The 21,960-nt window shown below is 69.5% G+C and carries 21 protein-coding genes; 5 read left to right on the forward strand and 16 right to left on the reverse strand.

What is annotated here, in order from left to right:
- Positions 1-78 precede the first annotated feature (78 nt).
- Positions 79-2,013, forward strand: coding sequence for a heavy metal translocating P-type ATPase (locus AC1DBQ_RS02125; protein ID WP_476926921.1), 1,935 nt, complete (start codon positions 79-81; stop codon positions 2,011-2,013).
- Here the strand turns inward: AC1DBQ_RS02125 and ppsA are convergent.
- The 8 genes from ppsA to AC1DBQ_RS02165 all read right to left on the reverse strand — a co-directional run bounded on the left by ppsA (position 2,002) and on the right by AC1DBQ_RS02165 (position 12,490).
- Positions 2,002-4,434 (reverse strand): phosphoenolpyruvate synthase, encoded by a 2,433-nt coding sequence (gene ppsA / locus AC1DBQ_RS02130; protein ID WP_476926922.1) that lies wholly within the window; start codon positions 4,432-4,434, stop codon positions 2,002-2,004. The two genes, AC1DBQ_RS02125 and ppsA, sit on opposite strands and share 12 nt — an antisense overlap.
- A 58-nt stretch (positions 4,435-4,492) precedes the next feature.
- A complete protein-coding gene (locus AC1DBQ_RS02135; protein WP_476926923.1) occupies positions 4,493-7,207 on the reverse strand; it encodes a cation-translocating P-type ATPase in 2,715 nt (904 codons plus the stop codon).
- A 242-nt stretch (positions 7,208-7,449) separates the two neighbouring features.
- Complete coding sequence (locus AC1DBQ_RS02140) at positions 7,450-7,668, reverse strand: three-helix bundle dimerization domain-containing protein (RefSeq protein WP_476926924.1); 219 nt, start codon at positions 7,666-7,668, stop codon at positions 7,450-7,452.
- A gap of 74 nt (positions 7,669-7,742) precedes the next feature.
- On the reverse strand, positions 7,743-8,537 hold the full coding sequence (locus AC1DBQ_RS02145; RefSeq protein WP_476926925.1) for a glycosyltransferase family 2 protein: 795 nt from the start codon (positions 8,535-8,537) through the stop codon (positions 7,743-7,745).
- Positions 8,538-8,542: 5 nt separating this feature from the next.
- Complete coding sequence (locus AC1DBQ_RS02150) at positions 8,543-10,066, reverse strand: PIG-L family deacetylase (RefSeq protein WP_476926926.1); 1,524 nt, start codon at positions 10,064-10,066, stop codon at positions 8,543-8,545.
- Positions 10,060-11,187 carry a hypothetical protein gene (locus tag AC1DBQ_RS02155; protein WP_476926927.1) on the reverse strand — a complete coding sequence of 376 codons (1,128 nt, stop codon included), beginning with the start codon at positions 11,185-11,187 and terminating at the stop codon, positions 10,060-10,062. The genes AC1DBQ_RS02150 and AC1DBQ_RS02155 overlap by 7 nt, the downstream gene beginning before the upstream one ends.
- Before the next feature lie 251 nt (positions 11,188-11,438).
- A complete protein-coding gene (locus tag AC1DBQ_RS02160; protein WP_476926928.1) occupies positions 11,439-12,116 on the reverse strand; it encodes an O-methyltransferase in 678 nt (225 codons plus the stop codon).
- Between the two features lie 32 nt (positions 12,117-12,148).
- A complete protein-coding gene (locus tag AC1DBQ_RS02165; protein ID WP_476926929.1) occupies positions 12,149-12,490 on the reverse strand; it encodes a thiamine-binding protein in 342 nt (113 codons plus the stop codon).
- A gap of 173 nt (positions 12,491-12,663) precedes the next feature.
- Here AC1DBQ_RS02165 and AC1DBQ_RS02170 point away from each other — a divergent pair, with 173 nt between their 5' ends.
- From AC1DBQ_RS02170 to AC1DBQ_RS02180, 3 genes are read left to right on the forward strand one after another with little or no spacing between them, the layout of a single operon-like run.
- Complete coding sequence (locus AC1DBQ_RS02170; RefSeq protein ID WP_476926930.1) at positions 12,664-13,296, forward strand: TetR/AcrR family transcriptional regulator; 633 nt, start codon at positions 12,664-12,666, stop codon at positions 13,294-13,296.
- A 36-nt stretch (positions 13,297-13,332) separates the two neighbouring features.
- On the forward strand, positions 13,333-13,749 hold the full coding sequence (locus AC1DBQ_RS02175) for a YkvA family protein (RefSeq protein ID WP_476926931.1): 417 nt from the start codon (positions 13,333-13,335) through the stop codon (positions 13,747-13,749).
- Between the two features lie 41 nt (positions 13,750-13,790).
- Positions 13,791-14,720, forward strand: coding sequence for an NADP-dependent oxidoreductase (locus tag AC1DBQ_RS02180; protein WP_476926932.1), 930 nt, complete (start codon positions 13,791-13,793; stop codon positions 14,718-14,720).
- A gap of 40 nt (positions 14,721-14,760) precedes the next feature.
- On the opposite strand, the gene AC1DBQ_RS02185 is transcribed toward AC1DBQ_RS02180, so the two are convergent.
- The 6 genes from AC1DBQ_RS02185 to AC1DBQ_RS02210 form a co-directional block, all read right to left on the reverse strand.
- Positions 14,761-15,450: a GAF and ANTAR domain-containing protein gene (locus AC1DBQ_RS02185; protein ID WP_476926933.1), complete on the reverse strand. Its 690-nt coding sequence runs from the start codon at positions 15,448-15,450 to the stop codon at positions 14,761-14,763.
- Positions 15,451-15,488: 38 nt separating this feature from the next.
- Positions 15,489-15,680: a hypothetical protein gene (locus AC1DBQ_RS02190; RefSeq protein ID WP_091250248.1), complete on the reverse strand. Its 192-nt coding sequence runs from the start codon at positions 15,678-15,680 to the stop codon at positions 15,489-15,491.
- Between the two features lie 161 nt (positions 15,681-15,841).
- A complete protein-coding gene (locus tag AC1DBQ_RS02195; RefSeq protein WP_091250245.1) occupies positions 15,842-16,153 on the reverse strand; it encodes an AzlD domain-containing protein in 312 nt (103 codons plus the stop codon).
- Positions 16,150-16,983 carry an AzlC family ABC transporter permease gene (locus AC1DBQ_RS02200; protein WP_476926934.1) on the reverse strand — a complete coding sequence of 278 codons (834 nt, stop codon included), beginning with the start codon at positions 16,981-16,983 and terminating at the stop codon, positions 16,150-16,152. Before AC1DBQ_RS02200 ends, AC1DBQ_RS02195 begins: the two co-directional genes overlap by 4 nt.
- The gene (locus tag AC1DBQ_RS02205) at positions 16,944-17,390 is read right to left on the reverse strand and encodes a DoxX family protein (RefSeq protein WP_476926935.1); all 447 of its coding nucleotides are present in this window, start codon (positions 17,388-17,390) and stop codon (positions 16,944-16,946) included. The genes AC1DBQ_RS02200 and AC1DBQ_RS02205 overlap by 40 nt, the downstream gene beginning before the upstream one ends.
- Positions 17,391-17,456: 66 nt before the next feature.
- Positions 17,457-18,356 (reverse strand): glycerophosphodiester phosphodiesterase, encoded by a 900-nt coding sequence (locus AC1DBQ_RS02210; RefSeq protein ID WP_476926936.1) that lies wholly within the window; start codon positions 18,354-18,356, stop codon positions 17,457-17,459.
- Between the two features lie 50 nt (positions 18,357-18,406).
- Between AC1DBQ_RS02210 and AC1DBQ_RS02215 the strand changes: the two genes are divergently transcribed.
- On the forward strand, positions 18,407-19,744 hold the full coding sequence (locus tag AC1DBQ_RS02215) for a DUF445 domain-containing protein (protein WP_476926937.1): 1,338 nt from the start codon (positions 18,407-18,409) through the stop codon (positions 19,742-19,744).
- A 67-nt stretch (positions 19,745-19,811) separates the two neighbouring features.
- On the opposite strand, the gene AC1DBQ_RS02220 is transcribed toward AC1DBQ_RS02215, so the two are convergent.
- Both AC1DBQ_RS02220 and narI read right to left on the reverse strand, forming a co-directional pair.
- Positions 19,812-21,035: an MFS transporter gene (locus AC1DBQ_RS02220; RefSeq protein ID WP_476926938.1), complete on the reverse strand. Its 1,224-nt coding sequence runs from the start codon at positions 21,033-21,035 to the stop codon at positions 19,812-19,814.
- An 81-nt stretch (positions 21,036-21,116) separates the two neighbouring features.
- Positions 21,117-21,959, reverse strand: coding sequence for a respiratory nitrate reductase subunit gamma (gene narI / locus AC1DBQ_RS02225; protein WP_476926939.1), 843 nt, complete (start codon positions 21,957-21,959; stop codon positions 21,117-21,119).
- Between the last annotated feature and the right edge of the window lies 1 nt (position 21,960).

Here is a 21,960-nt window from a genome sequence, read left to right on the forward strand (position 1 = left end):
GCTGAGGCTGCGTGGCTGCCCGCCGCGGCGCAGTAGGATTCAAGTAGTTCAGGACACGCCGTCGAAGGCAGAAACTCCGTGAAAATCGTTCTCCGGTATCCGCTCGTGGCAGGGACCCTGCTTGTCCTGCTGGCGGTGGTGGCCCTCCTGGCCGCAGGCCAGGAGGGTATCGCCCAGGCCGCCGCGAGCATCTATGCCCTGGCCGTGGCTGCCTACCTCGCCATCGGGATGGTGCGCCGGCTCGCAGGCGGCCAGTGGGGCATCGACATCCTGGCCGTCACCGCAATCGTCGCCACCGTACTCGTGGGTGAGTACATCGCCTCGATGATCATCGTTCTCATGCTCGCCGGCGGCACGGCCCTTGAGGACTACGCCGCGGGCCGGGCCAAGCACGAACTGACGGCGCTGCTGGAACGCGTCCCGCAGACGGCCCACCGGGAGCGCACCGGCACGTCCGCCGCCGGAACCCACACAGACGGAACTAACGCTCCCGGAACCAACACAGACGGCCAGCATGAGGACGTGGCGGCCACCGACGTCGAAATCGGCGACATCCTGCTGGTCAGGCCCGGTGAGGTGGTCCCGCTGGACGGTGTCCTGCTCTCGGATTCCGGGACGTTCGATGAATCGTCGCTCACGGGGGAAAGCCTGCCGGTGGAGCGGTCCGCCGGGGAAGGGCTCATGAGCGGCTCGTTGAACGGTGAGGCCGCAGTCCGGATGCGGGTCACGGCGCGTATGGAGGATTCGCAATACAGCCGGATCGTCGCCCTCGTGAAGGAGGCGGCGGAAAGCAAAGCGCCCATGGTCCGGCTGGCCGACCGCTATGCCGTGCCGTTCACGGCCCTGGCCTACGCGCTCGGTGCCGTGGGCTGGATCATCAGCGGCAGCCCGGCACGCTTCGCCGAGGTCCTCGTGGTGGCCACGCCGTGTCCGCTGCTGATCGCCGCTCCCGTGGCGTTCCTGGGCGGCATGAGCCGCGCCGCGCGCTCCGGCGTCATCGTCAAGTACGCCGGAGTGCTTGAACAGCTGAGCCGGATCAAGACTGTCGCGTTCGACAAGACGGGAACCCTGACCTACGGCCGCCCCGCATTGGTGGCGGTTCGGACCGCCGGGACCCTCTCGGAAGATGAGGTCCTGGGGTTGGCGGCGTCCGCGGAACAGTACTCCTCCCATGTCCTCGCCGCCTCGGTGATGGACGCAGCCCGTTCCCGGGGGCTGCCCTTTGCCGCTGCCACCGAGGCCACGGAATTCGCCACGCACGGGGTGCGGGCCCGGTTTGACGGCCAGGACGTGGTGGTGGGCAAGCCCGCGTTCGTGGCAGAGTGGGCCTCCGGTGTAGCGGAGACGGACCTGGCCAGCGGTGAACTCGCCATCTACGTCGGTACCGGCGGCGAATTCGTGGGCTCCCTCGTGATGAGCGATCCCATCCGCAAAGAGACCCGCCGCACGCTCAGCGAACTCAAGGCCCTCGGCGTGGATCGGACAGTCATGCTGACCGGCGATGCGCTCGCCACCGCCCGGCACATCGCGGACGAGGCCGGGCTCACCGACGTCCGGGCGGAGTGCCTCCCGCCGGACAAGGTCGAGGCCGTCAGGTCGCTGCCGGACCGTCCGGTCATGATGGTCGGCGACGGCGTCAATGACGCCCCCGTCCTGGCGGTCGCCGACGTCGGAATCGCCATGGGCGCCCGCGGTTCGACTGCGGCCGGAGAGTCGGCCGACGTCGTGATCATCCTCGATGACCTCTCCAAGGTGGCGTCGGCCGTCCGGATCGGACAGCGCACCGTGCAAGTGGCCCTGCAGAGCATCTGGATCGGCATCGGGCTGAGCGTGGCCCTGATGGTGGCCGCGGCCGCGGGGTACGTGCCGGCCATCGCAGGGGCCCTGACACAGGAGCTCGTGGACCTCGCCACGATCCTCAACGCCTTGCGGTCCCTCGGGCCGGGACGCCACGGCGCCGTCAGCACCGCGCGGGCCGAGGAAGGCGCGCGGCGGGCACCGCTACCGGGCTGAGCCTGTCGTGGCTGACGCTGCCCCGGCCGGCGCCGTCTTCTCCGCCTCCGCGATCCGCGGCACGGTCCTGAGATAGCTGTCCGGGTTCAGGGAGATCGAGTCGATCCCTTCGCGGACCAGGAACGCCGCGAACTCCGGGTGGTTGCTGGGACCCTGCCCGCAGATGCCGATCTTGATGCCGCCGGCGTGGGCCTTGCGGATGGCCTCGCTGATCATGGCCATCACGGCCTCGTCCCGCTCATCGAAGAGCGCCGCGAGCTGGCCGGAATCGCGGTCCACGCCCAGGACCAGCTGCGTGAGGTCGTTGGAGCCGATCGAGAACCCGTCGAAGCGGGTGGCGAATTTCTCGGCCAAGACCACGTTGGACGGGATTTCGCACATCATGTAGACCTGCAGCCCGTTGCTGCCGCGGACCAGGCCGTGCTCGGCCATCACGGCAAGGACCTTGTCCGCTTCCTGCGGGGTGCGGCAAAACGGCACCATGACGATCACGTTCGTGAACCCGAGTTTCTCGCGGACCCGCTTGAGCGCGGCGCATTCGAGCGCGAACCCCTCGCGGTAGCGGGCGTCGTAATAGCGCGAGGCACCGCGGAAGCCAAGCATCGGGTTCTCTTCCGGCTCCTCAAAGGCGGCCCCGCCCAGCAGGTGGGCGTATTCGTTGGTCTTGAAGTCACTGAGCCGGACAATCACCGGGCGGGGGTAGTACGGCGCGGCGATCTTGGCGATGCCCAGCGACAGTGCGTCCACGAAGTACTCCGTCGGGTCCGCGTACCCCTGCGCCAAGTCCCTGATCTGCTGCGCCTCGGCTGGGTCGGTGACGCGTTCCGGATGGACCAGGGCCATGGGATGCACGCGGATCAGGCTGCTGATGATGAATTCCATCCGGGCGAGCCCGACGCCGTCGGCCGGCAGCCGCCACCACTGGAAGGCCGCAGCCGGGCTGGCGATGTTGACCATGACGGCGGTGCGGGTTTCGGGCAGCGCACCGAGGTCCACGTCTTCTGTTTCGAAGGCCAGGGTGCCGTCGTAGACCCGGCCCGTATCGCCCTCGGCGCAGGAGATCGTCACGGGCCGGCCTTCGGCCAGGACGGACGTGGCATTGACGGTTCCGACGACGGCGGGCACACCCAGCTCGCGGCTCACGATCGCCGCGTGGCTTGTGGGGCCGCCGTGGTCCGTGACGATCCCGGCCGCCCGCTTCATGATGGGCACCCAGTCGGGGTCGGTCATTTCGGTCACGAGGATGGCGCCGTCGCGGAATGTCGCAATGTCCGCAGCGGTCCGGATGACGCAGGCCGTGCCGTGCGCGATCGAATCGCCGATCGCGGCGCCGGTGGCCAGCACCGTCCCCTGCTCCAGCAGATGGTGGATGGTGAAGTGGGGACCGGTGCGGAGCGACTGGACGGTCTCGGGGCGGGCCTGGACCATGAAGAGTTCCCCGGTCTCGCCGTCGCGGGCCCATTCCATGTCCATGGGCCGGCCGTAGTGGTTTTCGACGCTGACAGCCCAGCGGGCGAGGGCGAGGATCTCGGCGTCGCCCAGCACGAAGGCCCGGCGCTCGGCCGCCGAGGTGTCCATCATCCGGGTGCGGGCGCTCCCGCCGCGGCCGTAGACCATCTTCCGGGCCTTGGAGCCGAGGGATTTCTCGATGATCGGGGTGACGCCCTGCGCGGCCGCGGAGTCTGAGAGGAGCGGTTTGAAGACCACATACTTGTCCGGGTTGATGGTGCCCTGGACCACGGTTTCGCCCAGGCCCCAGGCCGCACTGATGACGGCGGCGCGGGGAAAGCCCGAATCGGTATCGATGGAGAACATCACCCCGGAGGCACCGACGTCGGAACGCACCATCCGCTGGATGCCGATCGAGAGGGCGACCTCCAGGTGGTCAAAGCCCTTGACTTCCCGGTAGCTGATGGCCCGGTCCGTGAAGAGGGAGGCGTAGCAGCGGCGGCAGGCGTCCAGCAGTTCGTGCTCGCCCGCGATGTTCAGGAAGGTCTCCTGCTGTCCGGCGAAGCTCGCGTCCGGGAGGTCTTCGGCGGTCGCGCTGCTGCGGACCGCGACCGAGAGCCGGTCCAGGCCGGCACGCTCCCCCAGGGTCCGGTAGTGGGTGCGGATGGATTCGGCGATGTCCTCGGGGAACTCGCTGGCCAGGAACAGCTCCCGGATGGCCTCGCCGGTGGCGCGCAGCGTGGCATCCCCGGACCGGTAGGCCGCGATGCGCGACCGCATGGCGGCGTCGATCCCGTTGGCCGCAATGAAGGTGCGGTATGCGGCGGCCGTGGTGGCAAACCCGTCGGGGACCCGGACGCCCTCGCTCTGGAGGTTCCGGATGAGCTCGCCGAGGGAGGCGTTCTTGCCGCCGACCCGCGGGACGTCGCCCATGCCGATCTCGTCAAACCACATCACGGGCGAATCAGCCATGTCAGCACTCCTGTGCGTTGTCGATGAACCCATCCTGCGCGGGACCTGCTTCCCGGGGTCAGGGGCTTTGGACCCGCGTGCCGCCCCCAGCCGTTCCGGGGCTGGCCGTGCCGGGGCCGGCGGCGGGTGGACCGCCCCGGCGGTGGCGGACGATCTTGTACAGCCAGTCGGCGATCAGGACGGCGGGGACAGCTGCCAGAGCCACCGCCAGCCCTCCAGGCGTCGGCGGCGCGTGGCCCAGCAGCGCCGCCACCGGGCCCAGGAACAGGAACACGCACAGCAGACCCAACTCGGCCAGCACGGCCCACAGCAACAGCCTGTTGGTGAACCAGCCCAGCCGCCAGGGCGGGACGGTGGCGCTGCGGCAGGCGAAGGCGTTCGCCAACTGGGCCAGCACGACCGTTGTGAAGGCCGCACCGGAGGCCGCCATGAGCACGTCCATTGGCGGCAGTTCCGTGCCGGGCCGCCACCCCGCGCCGAGCAAAACCACCGTGTACGCGGTCATCTCCATCACGGCCTCCACCGGTCCCAGCAGCCCGAACACCCGGAACATGAGGGCCCGGTCCATCAGGTGCCGGCGCTCGGGCGGCCGCTTCAGCGTTCCCTTGCTGGGCGCCTCGCTGCCCAGGGCCAGGGCGGGCAGCAGGTCGGTGCCGATGTCCAGGGCAAGGATCTGCAGCACGCCCAGCGCCAGCGGGAAGTGGCCGCCGGACAAGGCCCAGATGATGAAGGGGGTGAGCTCGGCGACATTGTCCGTCAGGTGGTAGGTCAGGAAGCGCCGGATGTTCGCGTAGGTGGCCCGGCCCTGTTCCACCGCGGCAATGATGGTGGCGAAGTCGTCATCGAGCAGCACAAGGTCGGCGGCCTCACGGGCGACGTCGGTGCCGCTCAGGCCCATGGCGACTCCGATGTCCGCCTGCTGCAGCGCCGGGCCGTCGTTGACGCCGTCGCCGGTCATGGCCAGGACGTGCCCACGGCCTTGCAGGAGGCGGGCCACCCGGAGTTTCTGTTCCGGCGTCACCCGGCTGACCACCACTCCGTCACGGTCCAGCAGGGCCGCCAGGACGGCGTCGTCCTCAGGCAGGTCCGGTCCCTGCAGCACAGTTTCCGTGACGCCGAGCAGCCCGGTCTCCCGGGCGATGGCGGCGGCGGTGAAGGCGTGGTCGCCGGTCACCATGGCCACTTTGATGCCGGCGTCGCGGGCGGCCTGGAGGGCCACCTTCACCTCGGTCCGGGGAGGATCGTGCAGGCCGATCAGGCCCATCAGCGTCAGTCCGGCCTCCGCGTCTTCGAGCCGGAACGTGGCGCCGGGCGGCCCGGGCAGGCTGCGCTGGGCGACGGCGAGCACCCGCAGGCCGCGCGCGGCCATCTCGTCGACCATACCCAGCGCCCGGCGCCCGCCCGAAGCCCCCGCTCCGGATGGGGCCCATGTGCCGTCTCCCGTGCACAGCGGGATCACCGATTCCGGGGCGCCCTTCACGTAGAGGGTGGTGCCGACGATTGCCGATTCCCGCAGCCGGCGGGGGTCGAACGCGAACCGGTGCGACGGCGTCGGCTGCTCCCGGTGTTCGCCCCGGTCAGCGGGCCCTTCGGCGGGGACGGCCGTGAGGCGGGCGGCGAGCGCGTCGATCGCGGCCTCCATCGGGTCTCCCTCCGCTATCCACCGGTCCTCGTGGAGGACGGCCCGCCCCACCGAGGCGGCGCGCGCCGCGATGCTGAGCTGACGGGCGTCCTCCGCGCCGGTGCCGGTGATATCGGCTTCGGGTCCGTAGCCCTGGCCGTCGATGGTCAGCAGCCCGGACGGGGTCCAGACCTCGACGACGTTCATCCTGTTCTGTGTCAGGGTGCCCGTCTTGTCGGTACAGATAAACGTGGTGGAGCCGAGGGTCTCCACCGCCTGCAGGTTGCGCACCAGGGCGTTGCGCCTGGCCATGCGCTGCGCGCCGACAGCCAGGGAGAGCGTGACCGTGGGAAGCAGTCCTTCGGGAACGAGCGCGACGGCCACCCCAATGGCGAACAGGAAGGCATCGCGCCAGGAAATGCCGACAAGGAGCGAGATGACGAAGAACAAGGCACCGATGCCCAGGGCCATGGAGGCGGTAATGCGGACAATTCTTTGCAGTTCCAGCGCCAGCGGGCTGGTCGGGGCTTCGACGTTGCCCGTCAGGGCCGCGATTTCCGCGAGCCTGGTCTGGCCTCCCGTCACCAGGACCACGCCTTCGGCCTGCCCGTTGACCAGGAACGTGCCGCCAAAAGCGGTGTCGCCCGGGGACTTGACCACGGCCTCGCTTTCGCCCGTCAGCATCGATTCGTCCACCTCGCAGCTGGTGGCAAGGGCCAGCCGGAGGTCCGCGGGGACGCGGTCGCCGGCCACCAGCACCACGACGTCGTCGGGAACCAGTTCGGTGGCGTGGACCTTGATGACGCGGCGGTCCCGGCGCACGGACACCATGGCGGGGAGCAGTTCGCGGAGCTTGGCGGCGGCGTGCTGGGCCCGCTCCTGCTGGATGTAGGCGAACACCCCGTTGACCACGATCACCACGATGATGGCGATCCCCAGTTGCGGCATGCCGGCAATGAATGCGAAGACGGCCGCCACCCAGAGCATGATCGCGAAGAAGTGGGTCAGCTCGGCCAGAAGCCTCCGCCAGCCGGGGACCGAGCGGGGCTCGGGCAGTTTGTTGGCGCCGAATTGCTGCAGCCGCCGGGCGGCCTCGTCCGCGCTGAGGCCGGCCACGGCCGACAACGAGTCCTGCCCCGCACCGGGGTTCACGCCCGCGCTCCGCCCCTCACGGACACCGCCGGCCGCCGACCCTGATCAGGTACCTCATGGATCGAGCATCGTGCCGCTTGCCCGGGCCGGTAAGGGCCAAAGGTCCGCTGTCCGCGGCGCGGGCGGGTCCCACCGGGCCGCCGCCGTCGAAATCGCCGCAATGGTGCGGGCTCGCCGGAACTTTGCGGCGATGTGACGGGCATCCGGCGAACTCGAGGCTGCCAGGGCCCGGGACAGCCGCGTTAGTCGCCGGCGGCGCTCATTCCGAATTCTCTCTGGATCCGCACGCGGGCACCCCGTTCAACCAGGGTGGGGATGAACGTCCTGATCCGGCCTCCGTCCAGGGCCTCGAATTCCTCGCCGACAATCCAGACGATGTGCAACCGCGGAACGTGCGGAAAGCGGGTCACCAGGCGGTCAACAACCTGGTCGATGCTGGGTTCTTTCGCAGCGTCCGTCACGTTATCAGTGTGGAGGGGCCCGGTCACGGCGTCAATGAGTCCCGGCGTCAATGAGTCCCGGGGTCGGTGACTCGTCAGCCGGCTGGTGGCGGCGGTTCCCGGTCCAGACTCCGCAGGTAGGTGCCAAAGCCGTGCGGTGCCCGTGCGTGGGTCCGGCCGGAGGTCACCACCCGGTTGCTGTCCGTCGCCGTGACCGTGAAAGCGCGGCTGCGAAGGCCGTGGACGAGGGCCCGGTCCTCTTCGGACGTGATCCGCGCGAACCCTCCGGCGGCCAGATAGGCGGACGCCCGGACGCCGAAATTCGCACCATAAATGTGGGGATGGTCCTCGTGGAACGGGTGGCGTTCCCGCCACCGCCGGAGCAACTCAGGGTCCATTCCGGCCGGGTCCGGCTCCACGGACCCCAGTACGGCATCGGCACCTGCCTCGGCCAACTCCAACTGGCGGGCCAGCCAGTTCTCCGGCACCCTGGAATCGGCGTCGGTGTTAGCCAGCCAGGTCCGGCCGGCCCAAGCCGGCGGCGTCCAGCGCCGCCCCGGCGGCCGTCGCCGGGGCACTCCGATGCCCGACGCCCGGACGCCTGCGGCCCGGCTGGCACCGGCGCTGCGGTAGCTGACCTCCAAGGCACCGATGCGCCGGTCTGCGCCAACAAAACCGGCCACGGTGGCGGCGGAGCCGTCCGTGCAGCTGTCCAGCACCACCGTGAATCGGACGTCGACGTCGGGCCGGACCCTGTGCAGGGCGTCCGCGGACCGTTGCAGGGCCCGCAGCGCGTCCTCCAGATGCTCTTCCTCGTTGTGCGCGGGCATGACGACGGCAACCCGTTCGATGCCGTGCCCGCGCGCCAGCGGCAACGCCAGTGCTGCCATCCCGCTCACCGCCCCCGTTCGCGGGCGCCGCGGCCCGGCACGGTGTCCGGCGCAAGAAGCACCTCGAGGACAAAGTCGCGTTCCCGGTAGATCCCGCCGCCGGCCCAGCCCAGCTGACGCCGGGCCGCGGCGTGGACTGAGTCGCCGTCCAGTTCCCAGCCGGAAACGGGGTGCCGCCAGTGGCACAGCACCAGGGTCCCACCGGGCCGGAGCGCGTCCTGGATCCGGTCGAGCAGCGCGCCGAGCTCTGCCGGCGAGAGGTAGTACCCCACCTCTGAGACCACGATCAGGTCAAACGATCCGTCGGGCCACTCGTCAGGGACCGTCAGGTGGCGCGTCTGTGCCGCGGGCAGGTGGGCGAGCCGCCGGGCGGCGTGGTCCAGGGCGGTGCTGCTGGCGTCAACGGCCAGGAAACTTCCGCACCGCGGCGCGAGCTCCGCGCTCAGCGTTCCAATTGAGCAGCCGATCTCCAACCCGGCCGCGTAGCTGCTCGCGGGCAGCGCGGCAAGCGTCAGGGCACGCTTGCGGTGCTCGTACCAGCTCGAGGTGTACTGCCAGGGATCCTCCTCCCGGGCGTGGACAGCATCGAAGAGTCGCTCTGCGTCGCGCGCGGCGTAGGGGTGCGGGGACCCGCCGTCGGACGGGGCATCCCTGGACGGGACAACTTTGGCCGGGACATTTTCGGACGGGGCACTCGCCGGGTGCCAGGCGAACGTCTCCCAGGGCCGCTCAAAGTGCGCCAGGAAAGCCGCCGGCAGGAGCACCTCATCGCCCGGCAGCCCGGAAAGCGGCTGGACCTGGGATTTGTGCGCCGCCATGGCGGCGGCCTTGGCCCGTTGCTCGGCCGGGGTCAGCGGCAGCCGGAACCAGCCGCGCCATGCCGCACCGGCGGGGCCCGCGGCGGATGCAGGATCAGCCGGGTCGCCGGTGGAGACGGGAGCGTCTGGTGCGGCCCACAACCAGTACCAAATGGGGTATTCGAGCAGGGCGCAGCCTTCCGCGGCGCTGAAGTCGGCGGCTACGGATCCGAGGACGTCGTGGTCGGTGTGGCCGTCCGAGCGGAAGGGCGCTACAAGAACCACGTTGCCGGCGACGGCCCCGGACGCGGTTGACACCTCGCTGACTGCCTCGCGGACTGCGGCGCGGATCTGCTCCCGGTGGTCGGCGAGTTTCCCGTCGGGCAGGCCCAGGCACTGCCATTCCCGGTCGCCAAGCAGCTGTGTCATGGCGCCACCGAACTCCTGCAGCCGGACCGCTGCCAGCTGCTCCGGAGTCGTCGTCGGCGAACCGGGGTGCGAGGCCTCCCCTGCCGTGCACAACAGCACCCGGACGGTGGCGCCGACGGCGCGCAGCCGGGCCAGCAGCCCGCCGGCTCCGAGCGTTTCGTCGTCGGGATGGGCGGCCAGGACAATAAACGCCCGGCTGGCAAGCTCCTCATGATCCAGTGGCAGCGCCGGCAGCGCCGCCGCACCGCTGGTGGCCCATACTGCCTCGCTGGTCCCGGGGCCGTCATGGGTGAAGCTCACCATGGGTCGTTTCCGTTCAGTGAGAGGGCACCCAGCTGCGCGTCGTCGCGCATGGCATGGTGCTGGCGGATGTACAGGGCCAGATCCGCCATCCGTTTTCCGTAGCTCTCATCGAAGGCGAGCGGGGCCGGCCCCAGATTCTGGCTCACGAGCGTCTGGATGCGTTCGACGGCGGCGGCCGCGGTTCCCCGCACCCGCAGGGCCTCGCGCCATGCGCCGGCGTCAGAGAGTTCCCCCGCGTCGATCCGGGCGGCGGTCTGCGCGAGGTACCCGGTCAGGGCGCCCAGGGTCCGGTCAATCTCGCCAAGGTGCGCGAGGGCAATCTGGTCCGGTTCCCGTCCGCCGTCGGCAGCCTTCCGCAGGGATGCGGTGAAGCTGCGGGCCACCGCGACGGCGCCACCCAGCCAGCAGGCGGCCACGCCTATACCGCCCCAGGCGAAGCCGGGGCGCTGGTAGTACCAGCCGGTTCCTCCCAGCGGCACGGCCGGGACACCATCGAAGTGCACCGTGCCGCTGGGGATTTCCCGCAGGCCCCGGCTGGTCCACTCAGGATCGGCGAAGCCCACACCCTCGGCGTGGAGGTCGACAGCAAACGCGGCACGGCCGCCGCCCTTGACGTGAGCCGTCAGCACCGCGTGGTCGAGTTGTGCGGCCAGCGAGCACCAGGGCTTGGAGCCGTGGAGCCGGAAGCATCCGTCGGCCTCGGTTGCCTCCAGCCGGAGTCCCGGGGCCTCGGCCGCGAACACGCCCCAGGCGCCCTCAAAGCCGATCCCGTTAAAGTCCGGGCAGTCCCGGCCCTCCCCCGCGGCCACGTCCGCTGCCTGCCCGAGAATCGCGGCGGCGTCCAGGTGCGGTTCCAGGACCCGGCCTGCGGCGACGTCGACGGCGGTCACGGAGGCCAGAATCTCCCACAGGAACGCGGTCCGGCCCTCCCCTGGCTTTGGCGCCGTCTCCGCTGCTGCTTTAGCTAGGTCCAGCAGGGCCGGGACATCGCCGACGGCGGCCTGCGCACCGGTCAGCAAAGGGCCGATCGCGTTCAGGTCCGGGCCAGCGGAACTGATCCTGACCGGGCTGAACGTGGCAGGGCGGGTCCGGGCAGGGCCGGTGGTCGCCGGGCTGATCATGACAGGACTGGTCCTGGCAGGGAGGGGTTGGTGGGAGGTCGGGGTCCCGTTCATTTCGGCTGCCTGTTTCCTTCGGGCTGTGCGATTGTGGGAGGTGAACGTCCGGGCTGCGTAGTTCCAGTCCTTCGCGTCAGCGGGTGCGCGCCGGGCCGCCGCCAAGTAATCTAAGCATACTTAGCACTTGGGGCTGGGCGCCCCGGCCACGCCACGGCTGCCTCTGGCACGGCAGCATCTCGCGCGGCCGGCCGTACCTAGCGGACGATCGCGAGGGCGAACCCGTCCCAGCCCTTCGAACCGACGGTCTGCATGACGGTCCCGTCCAGCCGGGGGTCGTCGCCGAGCATCTGTAGCGCACTGATGATTCCCGGGGCGTTCACCGTGTCCATGGACGCGTCCAGCACGGCGCCTTCCCACACGACGTTGTCCATCACGATGGTGGTGCCGGGCCTCCCGAGCCGGATGGCCCAGTCCAGGTATTGGGGGTTGTTTTCCTTGTCGGCGTCGATGAACACGAAGTCGAAGGGTGGCCCGGCCTCGCTTTCCAGCGCGTGCAGGGTGTCCAGCGCCGCGCCGATCCGGATGTCCACCTTGTGGCCCAGGCCGGCATTGTCGATGTTGGCGCGCGCGATGCGGGCGTGCTTGGGGAGGTACTCGCAGGTCACCAGGCGGCCGCCCTCTGGCAGTGCTTGGGCCATCCAGATGGTGCTGAAGCCGGCCAGCGTGCCGATCTCCAGGACGCGCCGTGCGCCGGAGAGCTGGACCAGCAGCTTCAGGAGTTTGCCGGCGTTGGGTGCCACTTCGATGGGCGGCATGCCTGCCTCAAGGGCGCTGGTCACGGCGCGCTGAAGCGCACTGTCCGGGCGGACCACGACGTCGGAGAGGAAGCTCTCGACGGCAATCCAGCCGGGGGTGGGCTGATGCTCGATCATGCCCCCAGTGTCCCAGCCGCCCCGCCCCGGCGCTACAGTTCCTGGCCTACTGAACCCTGCCCGCCGATGGCGTTTTCCAGCCGCTCGACCTTGCCGGTCAGCTCGCCGCTGTACCCGGGCCGGATGTCCGCTTTGAGGACCAGCGAAACGCGGGAGCCGTAAGCGCCCACGGCGTCGGTGGCACGTTTGACGACGTCCATGACCTCGTCCCACTCGCCCTCGATCTCGGTGAACATGGAACTCGTCCGGTTGGGGAGCCCGGACTCCCGGACGATCCGCACGGCGGCAGCGACGGCGTCGTGGACCGAGGCGTCACCGGGCGCCTGGCCGCTGGCGGGGTCGCCGGAGGGTGCTACGGAGAATGCGACGAGCATGTGATGGGTCCCTTCACTCGGTCCGGACAGCCGGGGGAATTTTCGGGCTGCCCGGACCAGTCTTTCACGCGCTTCCGCCACCGGGGCGCGCGGATTTGGGGCCGAACTCGTCACATAACGCACTACCCGGCGGTAACCGCTTCGCTCGCCGCGCGCATTGCTACCCTAGGCAAATGAACCGGGCAGTAGACCGCAGGCCGCTTCGCGCCGACGCCGCGCGCAACGTGGACAAAATCATCTCGGCGGCCCGGCAGTGCTTCCGCGAGCACGGGCCCGAAGTGCCGCTGCAGACCATCGCCGTCACCGCCGGGGTGGGGCCGGCCACCCTCTTCCGGAACTTTGCGGATAAGGAAGAACTGGTACTCGCGGCCCTGAACCGGCAGCTCCGGCTCCAGGTCGATCCGGCCATCGACCAGGCCCTGGCCGATCCGGACGCCGCCGCCGGACTTTTCCGGGTCATCGATGCCACCATGCGCGTTGCCAGCGAGGAAGCCAACCTCCTGGGCGCCGTCGCAGGCCGGCGCGGGCTGCTGACCGGGATCACCGGGGGCCTGATCGAATCCATCGCCGTGCTCCTGGGCCGAGGGCAGGGCCAGGGCACCCTGCGCAGCGATATTTCCATGACGGACATGATCCGGCTGCTGGCCATGTTGATCGGCGTCGTGGACACGATGGAGCCCGGATCCGACGCGTGGCGGCGCCCCGTGGCGCTGGTCGAGGACGCCATCCGGACGGAGCGGCCGGACCGGGCGCTCCCGCCCCAGGCTCCGCTGCCGGGCACCGCGTTCGACGCCGTTCTTGGCTAGAGAAGCGTCCCTGGCCAGGTAGGTAAGCTGTTGCCTATGGGATGGGAAACCCTCGCCGGGGTCATCGGCGGCGTGCTGGTGGTCTACGGGATCCTATTGCTGCTGCTGTGGGCCTATGCCCGCCGGCACCCCGAGACCGTCACCATGAAGGACGCCCTGCGGCTGCTGCCGGACCTGCTGCGGCTCATCCGACGTCTGCTGGCCGACCGCTCGGTGGCGGTGGGCGTCCGGGTTCGGCTGGCTCTCCTGCTCGTCTACCTTGCCTCCCCCATCGATCTCGTTCCGGATTTCATACCCGTGATCGGATACGCGGACGACGTCGTGATCGTGGCACTCGTGCTGCGCTCGGTGGTGGCCCGGGCCGGTGCCGGCGCCGTCCGGCGCCACTGGCCCGGCACCCCGGAAGGCCTGGCCGTCATGCTGCGGCTCGCCGGGCTCGGGACGGCCGCCTGACCGCCGGAATACCATCGCGCGGGAGGTGGTTGTCGTACATCATGAAAGCGATGACATACAGCCAGTACGGAAACCCTGACGTCCTTGAACTGACGGAACAGCCCCTGCCGAAAGTGGGGCCCGGAATGGTCCTGGTAAAGGTCAAGGCGGCCTCCGTGAACCCCGTCGACTGGAAGATCATGGCGGGCTACCTCGACTCGATGATGGACCTTCAGTTCCCGGCCATTCCAGGCTGGGACGTGGCGGGGGTCGTGGAGTCCGTGGGCATCGACGCCCCGGAGTTCCGGCCCGGCGATGAAGTCATCTCCTACGGGCGCAAGGACTTCGTCCACGGCGGCAGTTTCGCCGAGTACATTGCGTTACCGGAGCGGCTCCTGGCCCGGAAACCGGAATCCCTGGACTGGGACGAGTCGGCAGGGCTTCCGCTCGCCGGACTGACGGCCTACCAGGTCCTGACCCGGCTTGGCGTCAAGGCCGCAGACACTGTCCTGATCCACGGCGGTGCCGGCGGGGTGGGCTCGCTGGGAATCCAGATCGCGGCGGCGCTCGGCGCCCGCGTGATTGCGACCGCCTCCGAAAAGAACCATGACTTCCTGCGCGCCCTTGGCGCGGAACCGGTCACCTATGGAGAGGGCCTGGCGGACCGTGTCCGGGCGCTGGCGCCCGGCGGCGCCGACGTCGTTGCCGACTTCGTGGGCGACAACCTTGACACCACCCTGGCGGTCCTCGCCGAGGGCGGACGGCATGCCTCCATCGCGGACAGCGCGGTGGAGCAGCACGGTGGCACGTGGATGTGGGTGAATCCCGTCGGTGCCGACCTGGAGCGCCTGGCGCGGCTGGTGGACGAGCGCCGGCTCAAGGTCGAGGTGGCCCGGACCTTCCCGCTGGATCAGGCCGCGGAGGCGTTCCGGCTCAACATGGAGGGCCATACCCGGGGGAAGATCATCGTGAAAGTCGACGACGTCGGCTGACCCGCCGGCGGCTCGCACCCGCTGTTTGGTGCTGCCGTCTTCAGGCCCGGGTGCCGAAGTCGGTGGAGTAGGGTCCGGACTCAAACCGGCGCAGGATCTCTTCAGCCACGAGCCGGAGCTTGACGTTGCGGTTGTTCGAGACCTTGCTGAGCAGCGTGAAGGCCTCGGCCTGCGAGCACCGGCTCTGGGCCATGAGGATGCCGGACGCAAGGTTGATGGTGGTGCGCGACTTCATGGCCTGGAGCAGATCGGCGTTCATGTCCTGGACGGTTCCCAGGCGCACGGCCAGGCGCATGGACTTCCCGGCGGTGGCGGCAAACGCGTCGCAACTGGCGGCGGCCCCGTCGTCGAAGGCGTCCGGCTCGGCGGCCAGATACGTCAGGGCGGCCGCGCCGCCCTGGTCCAGGGCCACCGGCACGCTGAGGACGCTACGGATCCCCCACCGGGCCGCGGTCCGCCGGTAACGGTCCAGCCTCGGCTCCGTGGTGCCACCTGCCAGCAGGGCTGGCCGGCCGGTCTCCAAGACATCCAGGGCCGGGCCCGCCGCCCGGTCCTGGAGCTGCTCCAGTGCCAGCGCCGCGGGATCGCTGCCGGCCAGGACGGCCGGCTGCCGGTCGCGGACAAGGCGGACCGAACTGACCATCCGGCAGCCTGCCACGGATTCACCGAACTCGGCTATTGCGCCGGACAATTCCTGCAGGAACTCGTCGATGCTGGCATTTTCAAGCACCAGATCCTGGAGGTGCTCGGACAGCCGGGCGCCCGGCACTATTCCTCGACCGGTTTTTCTTTGGCCTCGAGAAGGTGGTGCTGCAGCTTCTCTTCGGCTTCCCGGCGACGTCGCGCCATCTCTCGCAGTTCCCTGGTGGATTCAGCCCCTGCGGAAACAAACGGCTCGTGCTGCTTGGAGTGCTGATCTTTGCGTGGCTCCGCAGCCTCCGGGTCGTCATGTTCACTCATGTTCGAATGGTCCCACGCGATACCGGCAGCAAGTAGGGACTAAAGACCATTCCCGCCCCGCCCCGCGTCACGTAGGCCAATTCGCGTCAACGGGTGGGCCCGGGCAGACGCCGGCCGGTCCTTGGCACAGCCAAGCGTCCCCGGGGGGCCCGCCGGACGGGTCAGTCCCAGCCCAGCAGCCGCAGGCCGGCGGCCGCGGCGGCACCGGCGATCACCACCACCAGGAACGGCGCCCGGAACCACAACGCAACGGCCGCCGCGGCCAGTGCGCCCAGCCGGGCGTCCAGGGCAAGTGACTGGCCGGAGGCGACGGCGTTGACCACCGTCAGGGATGCCAGCAGCCCGATCGTCATGGTCCCGGCAATCCTGGACATCCGCGGATTGCGGAGCAGGCTAGCCGGCACCAGGTAGCCGAGCAGTTTCCAGGCATACGCCAGCAGGCAGGAGAGGATCAGCCACATCCAGAGGTTCATGCGTTCTCTCCAGGGCGGTCTCCGGGGCGGTCTTCAGGGCGGCCGCCGGAGTGCTCTCCGGGGTGGCCACGGTGGTGGTGCGCGTGGTGTTCGGCGTAGGGGTCGACGTCGGGCTCGAGGCCTTCGTCGCTGCGGCCATGGCTGAACCAGCCGATCCCGGCCGCCACGACGGCGGCGACGAGGATCGGCACGCCCGGGGGCACGAAAGGCACGGCAAGCACGGTGGCCAGCGCGCAGACCACGGCGATGGCCACCGGTTCCCTGCCTTTGAGCCGCGGCCAAAGCAGTCCCAGGAAGGCTGCCACGGCTGCGCCGTCGAGTCCCCATTGTTTGGGGTCCCCGAGCGCACCGCCGGCCAGCGCGCCGAGGGCCGTGAACAGGTTCCAGAGCACGAACACGCCGATCCCGGCGGTCCAGAATCCGCGCTTCTGCTCAGCCGGGTCCGTTTGTCCCGTGCTGGTGGCGGTCGACTCGTCGATGGTCAGTTGGGCCGCGGCGAACCTGCGCCACCCGCGCGGCTGCAGCAGGGCGTTGATCTGCATCCCGTAGATTCCGTTGCGCATGCCCAGCAGCGTCGCGGCGCTCATGGCGGCGACGCCGGACCCGCCGCCGGCTACGACGCCGATGAAGGCGAACTGCGAGCCGCCGCTGAACAGCAGCAGGCTCAATGCCATGGTCTGCCAGAAATCAAGGCCGGAAGTGACGGAGAGCGCGCCGAAGGAGACGCCGTAGAGGCCGGTGGCAATGCTGATCGACAGGCCGATCCGCACTGCCGGCGACTGCAGGATTTTCACCGCCGCCGGTCCCGCCGCGTCAGGGTCCAGGCCCATGCGATGAGGGGCGCTTGAAGCGGGAGGCGCACGGTGTGCAGCCGGCGCCGGCCCGGCGTGCCGTCCGGGCCATAGGCCTTCCGCAGGGCGTCAACGTGGCCGGCCAGGAACGCGGTGAACATCGCCGTCACGCCGACGGCGGCGGCCGGCCGCGTGGCGGGGATCAGGAGCCCGACGGCGGCAGCCGCTTCCAGCAGGCCGCTCGCGGCCACCCATTCCTCACGTGAAAGTACTGCCAGCGGGCCGTTCGGTTGGCCGCCGGAATCGTCACGGCACAGGATATCCGGGACCACCGGGTGGAAGAACTCGGGTTCACGGAAATGCTTGGCGGCACTGGCGAGCAGCAGCGCGCTCATCGCCGCCGCGGACAGCGTCTGGGAGGCCCGGCCGGACCAGCGAAATGGCATGCAACCACTCAACCACAGCGGCCACGCCGGCCGTAATCCGCCGGGGATCCGCGACACCCCGGGCGCTTACCGGAGTGGCTGGCTGACCGCCATGAGTTGGGACAGGACCCGGGCCGGACAGTTCGTGGTGATCTCGTGGATCCCGAGTTCCCTGCACAGCTTGACCTCGTCCTCGGAGTCGACGGTCCACACCCGGAACTTTCGTCCCGAGCCGAGCCAACGCTGCACGGTCCCGGGGTGCGCACGGACGTACCCGATGCCAGGGCCGGCAATGCCTGTCTCGGCCGCGTCCAGGATCCGTTCGGCTTCGGCTTGTGCGGCCTTCATGACATTGGCCAGAGCGCCGCCGGTCAGTGCGCCCAGGCCCAGTTCCTCACGGATGTCCGCCACGTTGACATCGTCCACAAGCTGGCACACGGCCTCCGCCGGCGCCGACTCGAGCAGGTGCTTGACGGCGTCGGGGCTGAAGCTCATGAAGGAAATTCTGATGTTGTCCAGCATCGACGTTTCCGGATCCCAGCCCTCGTCCCTCAGGAGTTCCAGGACCCGGTCCTCGAGTCCGAGATGGTACGGGCTCGGGTGCTTGAACTCAATCGCCAGGCCGATCCCGCGGCCCGCAGCGCGCAGGATTTCAAGCAGGTCCGGCAGGGTCAGAAACTGCTCGGACCTGGCACCATAGGCTTCCGGGATCCGCGCCCCCTTCCAGGAGGAGAAGTCCAGGAGCCGGAGCTCTTCCAGAGTCCGGTCCGCGACCTGCCCGGTGCCGTCCGAGGTACGGTCCAGGGTGGCATCGTGCAGCAGCACGGCGTGCTGGTCCCGGGTCAGGTGCACGTCGCACTCCACGCCGTCGGCGCCGTCGGCGATTGCCTGCAGGTACGCGGCCCGGGTGTGCTCGGCGAAAGCTTCGCTGGAGCCCCGGTGGGCGTAGACCAGAGGACGGGCGGAGGCGGACACGTCAGTCGTCATGGTGCCACGTTAGCGGACGGCCGGCTCCCCGGCGGGGCTAGGCTGGGCTCATGCAGGTGAATACTGAGCCAACTTCCCTGACCGGTGCCGCGGGACTTCCGGGCGGCGTGCAGCCGGACGGTCCCGCCGGACGGCGTCCCGCTGCGTCCAGTGACGCCGACAAGGCCGCGGCGCTGCGCCGGATGAAGCTCCTGGCCCTCTCGCTCCTGATCGTCATGGCCGTGATCTTCGTCATTGCGTTCGCCCTGCAGAAGTACTATCCATGGCTCGAATACGTCCGCGCCGCGGCCGAGGGCGGCATGGTGGGAGCCTTGGCCGACTGGTTCGCCGTCACGGCCCTGTTCAAATACCCCATGGGAATCAAGATCCCGCATACCGCGATTATCCCGCGCCGCAAGGACCAGATCGGCGCCTCGCTGGGCGAATTCGTGGAGACCAATTTCCTCTCCGAGCAGGTGGTCCAGGAGAAGCTGGCGTCCGCGGACATTGCCCGCAAGGCCGGCGCCTGGCTGTCCAGCCCGGGCGGCCCGGACCGGGTCGCCAAGGAGGGTGCCGCCGTGATCCGCGGCGCGTTCAAGGTCCTCAACGACGACGACGTCCAGGCCGTGATCGAGGCCATGGTCCGCAAGCACCTGCTCACCCCGCCGTGGGGGCCGCCGGTGGGCCGGCTCGCTGAGCGGGTCTTCGACGACGGGCACCACCACGCGCTGGTGGACCTGCTCGTGGACCGCGCCGTGGACTGGGTACGGGACAACCAGGAGACGGTCAACAGGCTGGTCACCGACCGTTCCCCGACCTGGGTGCCGTCCTTCGTGGACGGGCTAGTGGGCGACAAAGTGTACGTGGAGATCCTCAAGTTCACCCGCGCCGTGCAGTCCGATCCGCAGCACCAGGTGCGCCTGTCGATCGACAAATACCTCAAGGAACTCGCGCAGGACCTGCAGCACGATCCCGTCATGATCGCCCGGGCCGAGGGCATCAAGGCCCAGGTGCTCGGCGACCCCGAGGTCCGGGAGCTCGCCTCCCGCACCTGGGACACCATCAAGACGGCGCTGCTCACCGCCGTCGATGATCCGCACAGCGAACTGACCATCAAATTCAAGGCGGCCGTCCATGACTTCGGCACCCGCCTGGTGGTCGATCCCGAGCTCGCAGGGAAGGTGAACGCCTGGATCGGCGACGCCGCGGCCTACCTGGTGAAGACCTACCGCTCGGACATCGCCGGAGTCATCACGGACACCGTGGCCCGCTGGGACGCCGAGGAAACCTCCCAGAAGATCGAGCTGCAGGTGGGCAAGGACCTGCAGTTCATCCGCATCAACGGCACGGTGGTGGGTGCCCTGGCCGGGCTGGCCATCTTCACCGTGGCGACCCTGCTGTTCGGCTAGCAAGCCCCTCTGCTGGCACCCCCCGAGGCGTCGGTTCAGGCGGGGATGCCCCGGCCCGCGGTTCAGGCTAGGCAGGCGCGACCTTCGTCTTGGTCCGGCCCTGCATGGCGAAGATCGTGAAGACCAGCGCCGCGAGCGCTGTGGCCACGAGCAGCAGCAGACCGATCGAATAGCTGTGCGTTGCGGCGTCGTACGTGGCACCCATGATCAGCGGCGGGAAGTAGCCGCCCAGGCCGCCGGCCGCGCTGACCACACCGCTGATGCTGCCGACTTTGCCCTGCGGCGCGAGCACGCCCACCCAGGCGAACACCCCGCCCGTGCCCAGGCCCAGCGCCGCAGCCATGGCGACAAACGTCAGGCCTGCGGGGACGTCGCCGTCGGGCTGCAGGTTCACCACCCAGGCAAGCACGGCGACGCCGGCGAGCGCGACGATGACCACAGGCTTGGGGCCGACCTTGTCGGCCAGCACTCCGCCCACGGGCCTCGCCAGCACGGCGGCGAGCGCAAACCCCGCGGTGCGGGCGCCGGCGGCGCTGGGATCGAAGGCGTAGACATCCCGCAGGTACGTGGGCAGATACGTGGCGAAGGAAACGAAACCCCCGAACAGGACGGCGTAGAGGAAGCACAACTTCCAGGTGACCAGGGTCTTCGCGGCGTCGAGCAGCTTAGGCACCACCGGTGCGTTGCTGCGGGTCCAGCCCGGGGCCTCCTTCAGCCGGAACCAGACGATGACGGCCATGACCGCGAGGATCGCGGCGATCAGCAGGTGGGTGGGAAAGTAGCCGATGCCGGCGACCAGCCGCGGGTTCAGGAAGGCCGCCAGGGCCGTTCCGCCCATGCCCGCGCCGAAGACGCCGGTGGCGAAACCCCGCCGGGCGGGCTCGTACCAGGCGCTGACGAAGGGGATCCCGACGGCGAAGACGGTTCCGGCGACCCCCAGCAGTACCCCGGCACCCAGCACCAGCGCGAAGGAGTCGAGGCTGCCGCCGACGGCCACGAGCAGGATCGGGACGATGGAGGCCAGCAGGACAAAGGTGAACATGGCGCGCCCGCCGTACTTGTACGTCAGGGGACCGACGACGATCCGCCCGAGCGAGCCGACGAAGACGGGCATGGCCACGAGCACCCCGGTGGCGGCCGGGGTGAGGTGCAGGTGCTGGGTGTAGAACGCGCTCAGCGTGGCGATGGAGTTCCAGGCCCAGAAGCACACCACCGACGTCGAGGTGGCCAGCGCCAGATTGAGCGCGCGGCCCGCTGGGGCGGCGAGGGACGGGGACACTGCTCCGGCCACGGTGGCCTCCTTTTCAGATCAGCAACACAAGTGGGCAATGCAGGTCAGCGACGCGGTTCGAATGGGCGGCCGCGCGCCGGTTCACCGGTTCCTGGTGTCCCGGTCCCGGGTTCCGACGGCGGACCAGCCCCGCCGCGTGGCGACGGTGGAGCTGCGGGCGCCGGCGGTGCCGGCTGTCCCTTTGGCTCCGGCCCCTCCGGTGTCCCGGTCCCGCGAGCGGTAGACGATGTAGGGGCGGAAGAGGTAGTGGAACGGCGCCGTGAAAGCGTGGACTAGGCGGGTGAACGGCCAGATCACGAACAGCGCCATGCCCACCAGGGTGTGCAGGTGGAAGGAAAAGGGCGCGGCGGCCATGGCCCCGACGTCGGGCTGGAAGACGAACAGGGAGCGGAACCATGGAGCCACGGTCTCGCGGTAGTTGTGCCCGTGCTCGCCCTCGAAGACACTGGCCAGGGTGGTCCACAGCCCGAACACGATGGCCGCGGTGAGCACCAGATACATGGTTTTGTCGTTGTTGGTGGTGGCCATGAAGACGGGCCCGGTGGTCCGTCGGCGGTAGATCAGCAGGAGGATCCCGCCCAGGGTTCCCACTCCGGCGATCCCGCCGACCAGCAGGGCGTTGAAGTGGTAGAACTCCTGGCTCATCCCGGCCGCCTGGGTCCACGCCATCGGAATGACCAGGCCGAAGAAGTGACCCGCGATCACAGCCAGCAGGCCAAAGTGGAACAGCGGAGAGGCGATCCGCAGCAGCCTGGACTCGTAGAGCTGGGAGGACCGCGTGGTCCAGCCGAACTGGTCGTACTTGTAGCGCCAGATAAGGCCGCCCACCAGCACCACGACCATGACGTAGGGCAGTACGCCCCAGAGCACGATGTCCAGTGCAGTGTTGTCCAGTGCAGTGTTGTCCCGTGCGGGGATGTCCATC

This window comes from Arthrobacter sp. 10T413_2 (genome assembly GCF_056394205.1).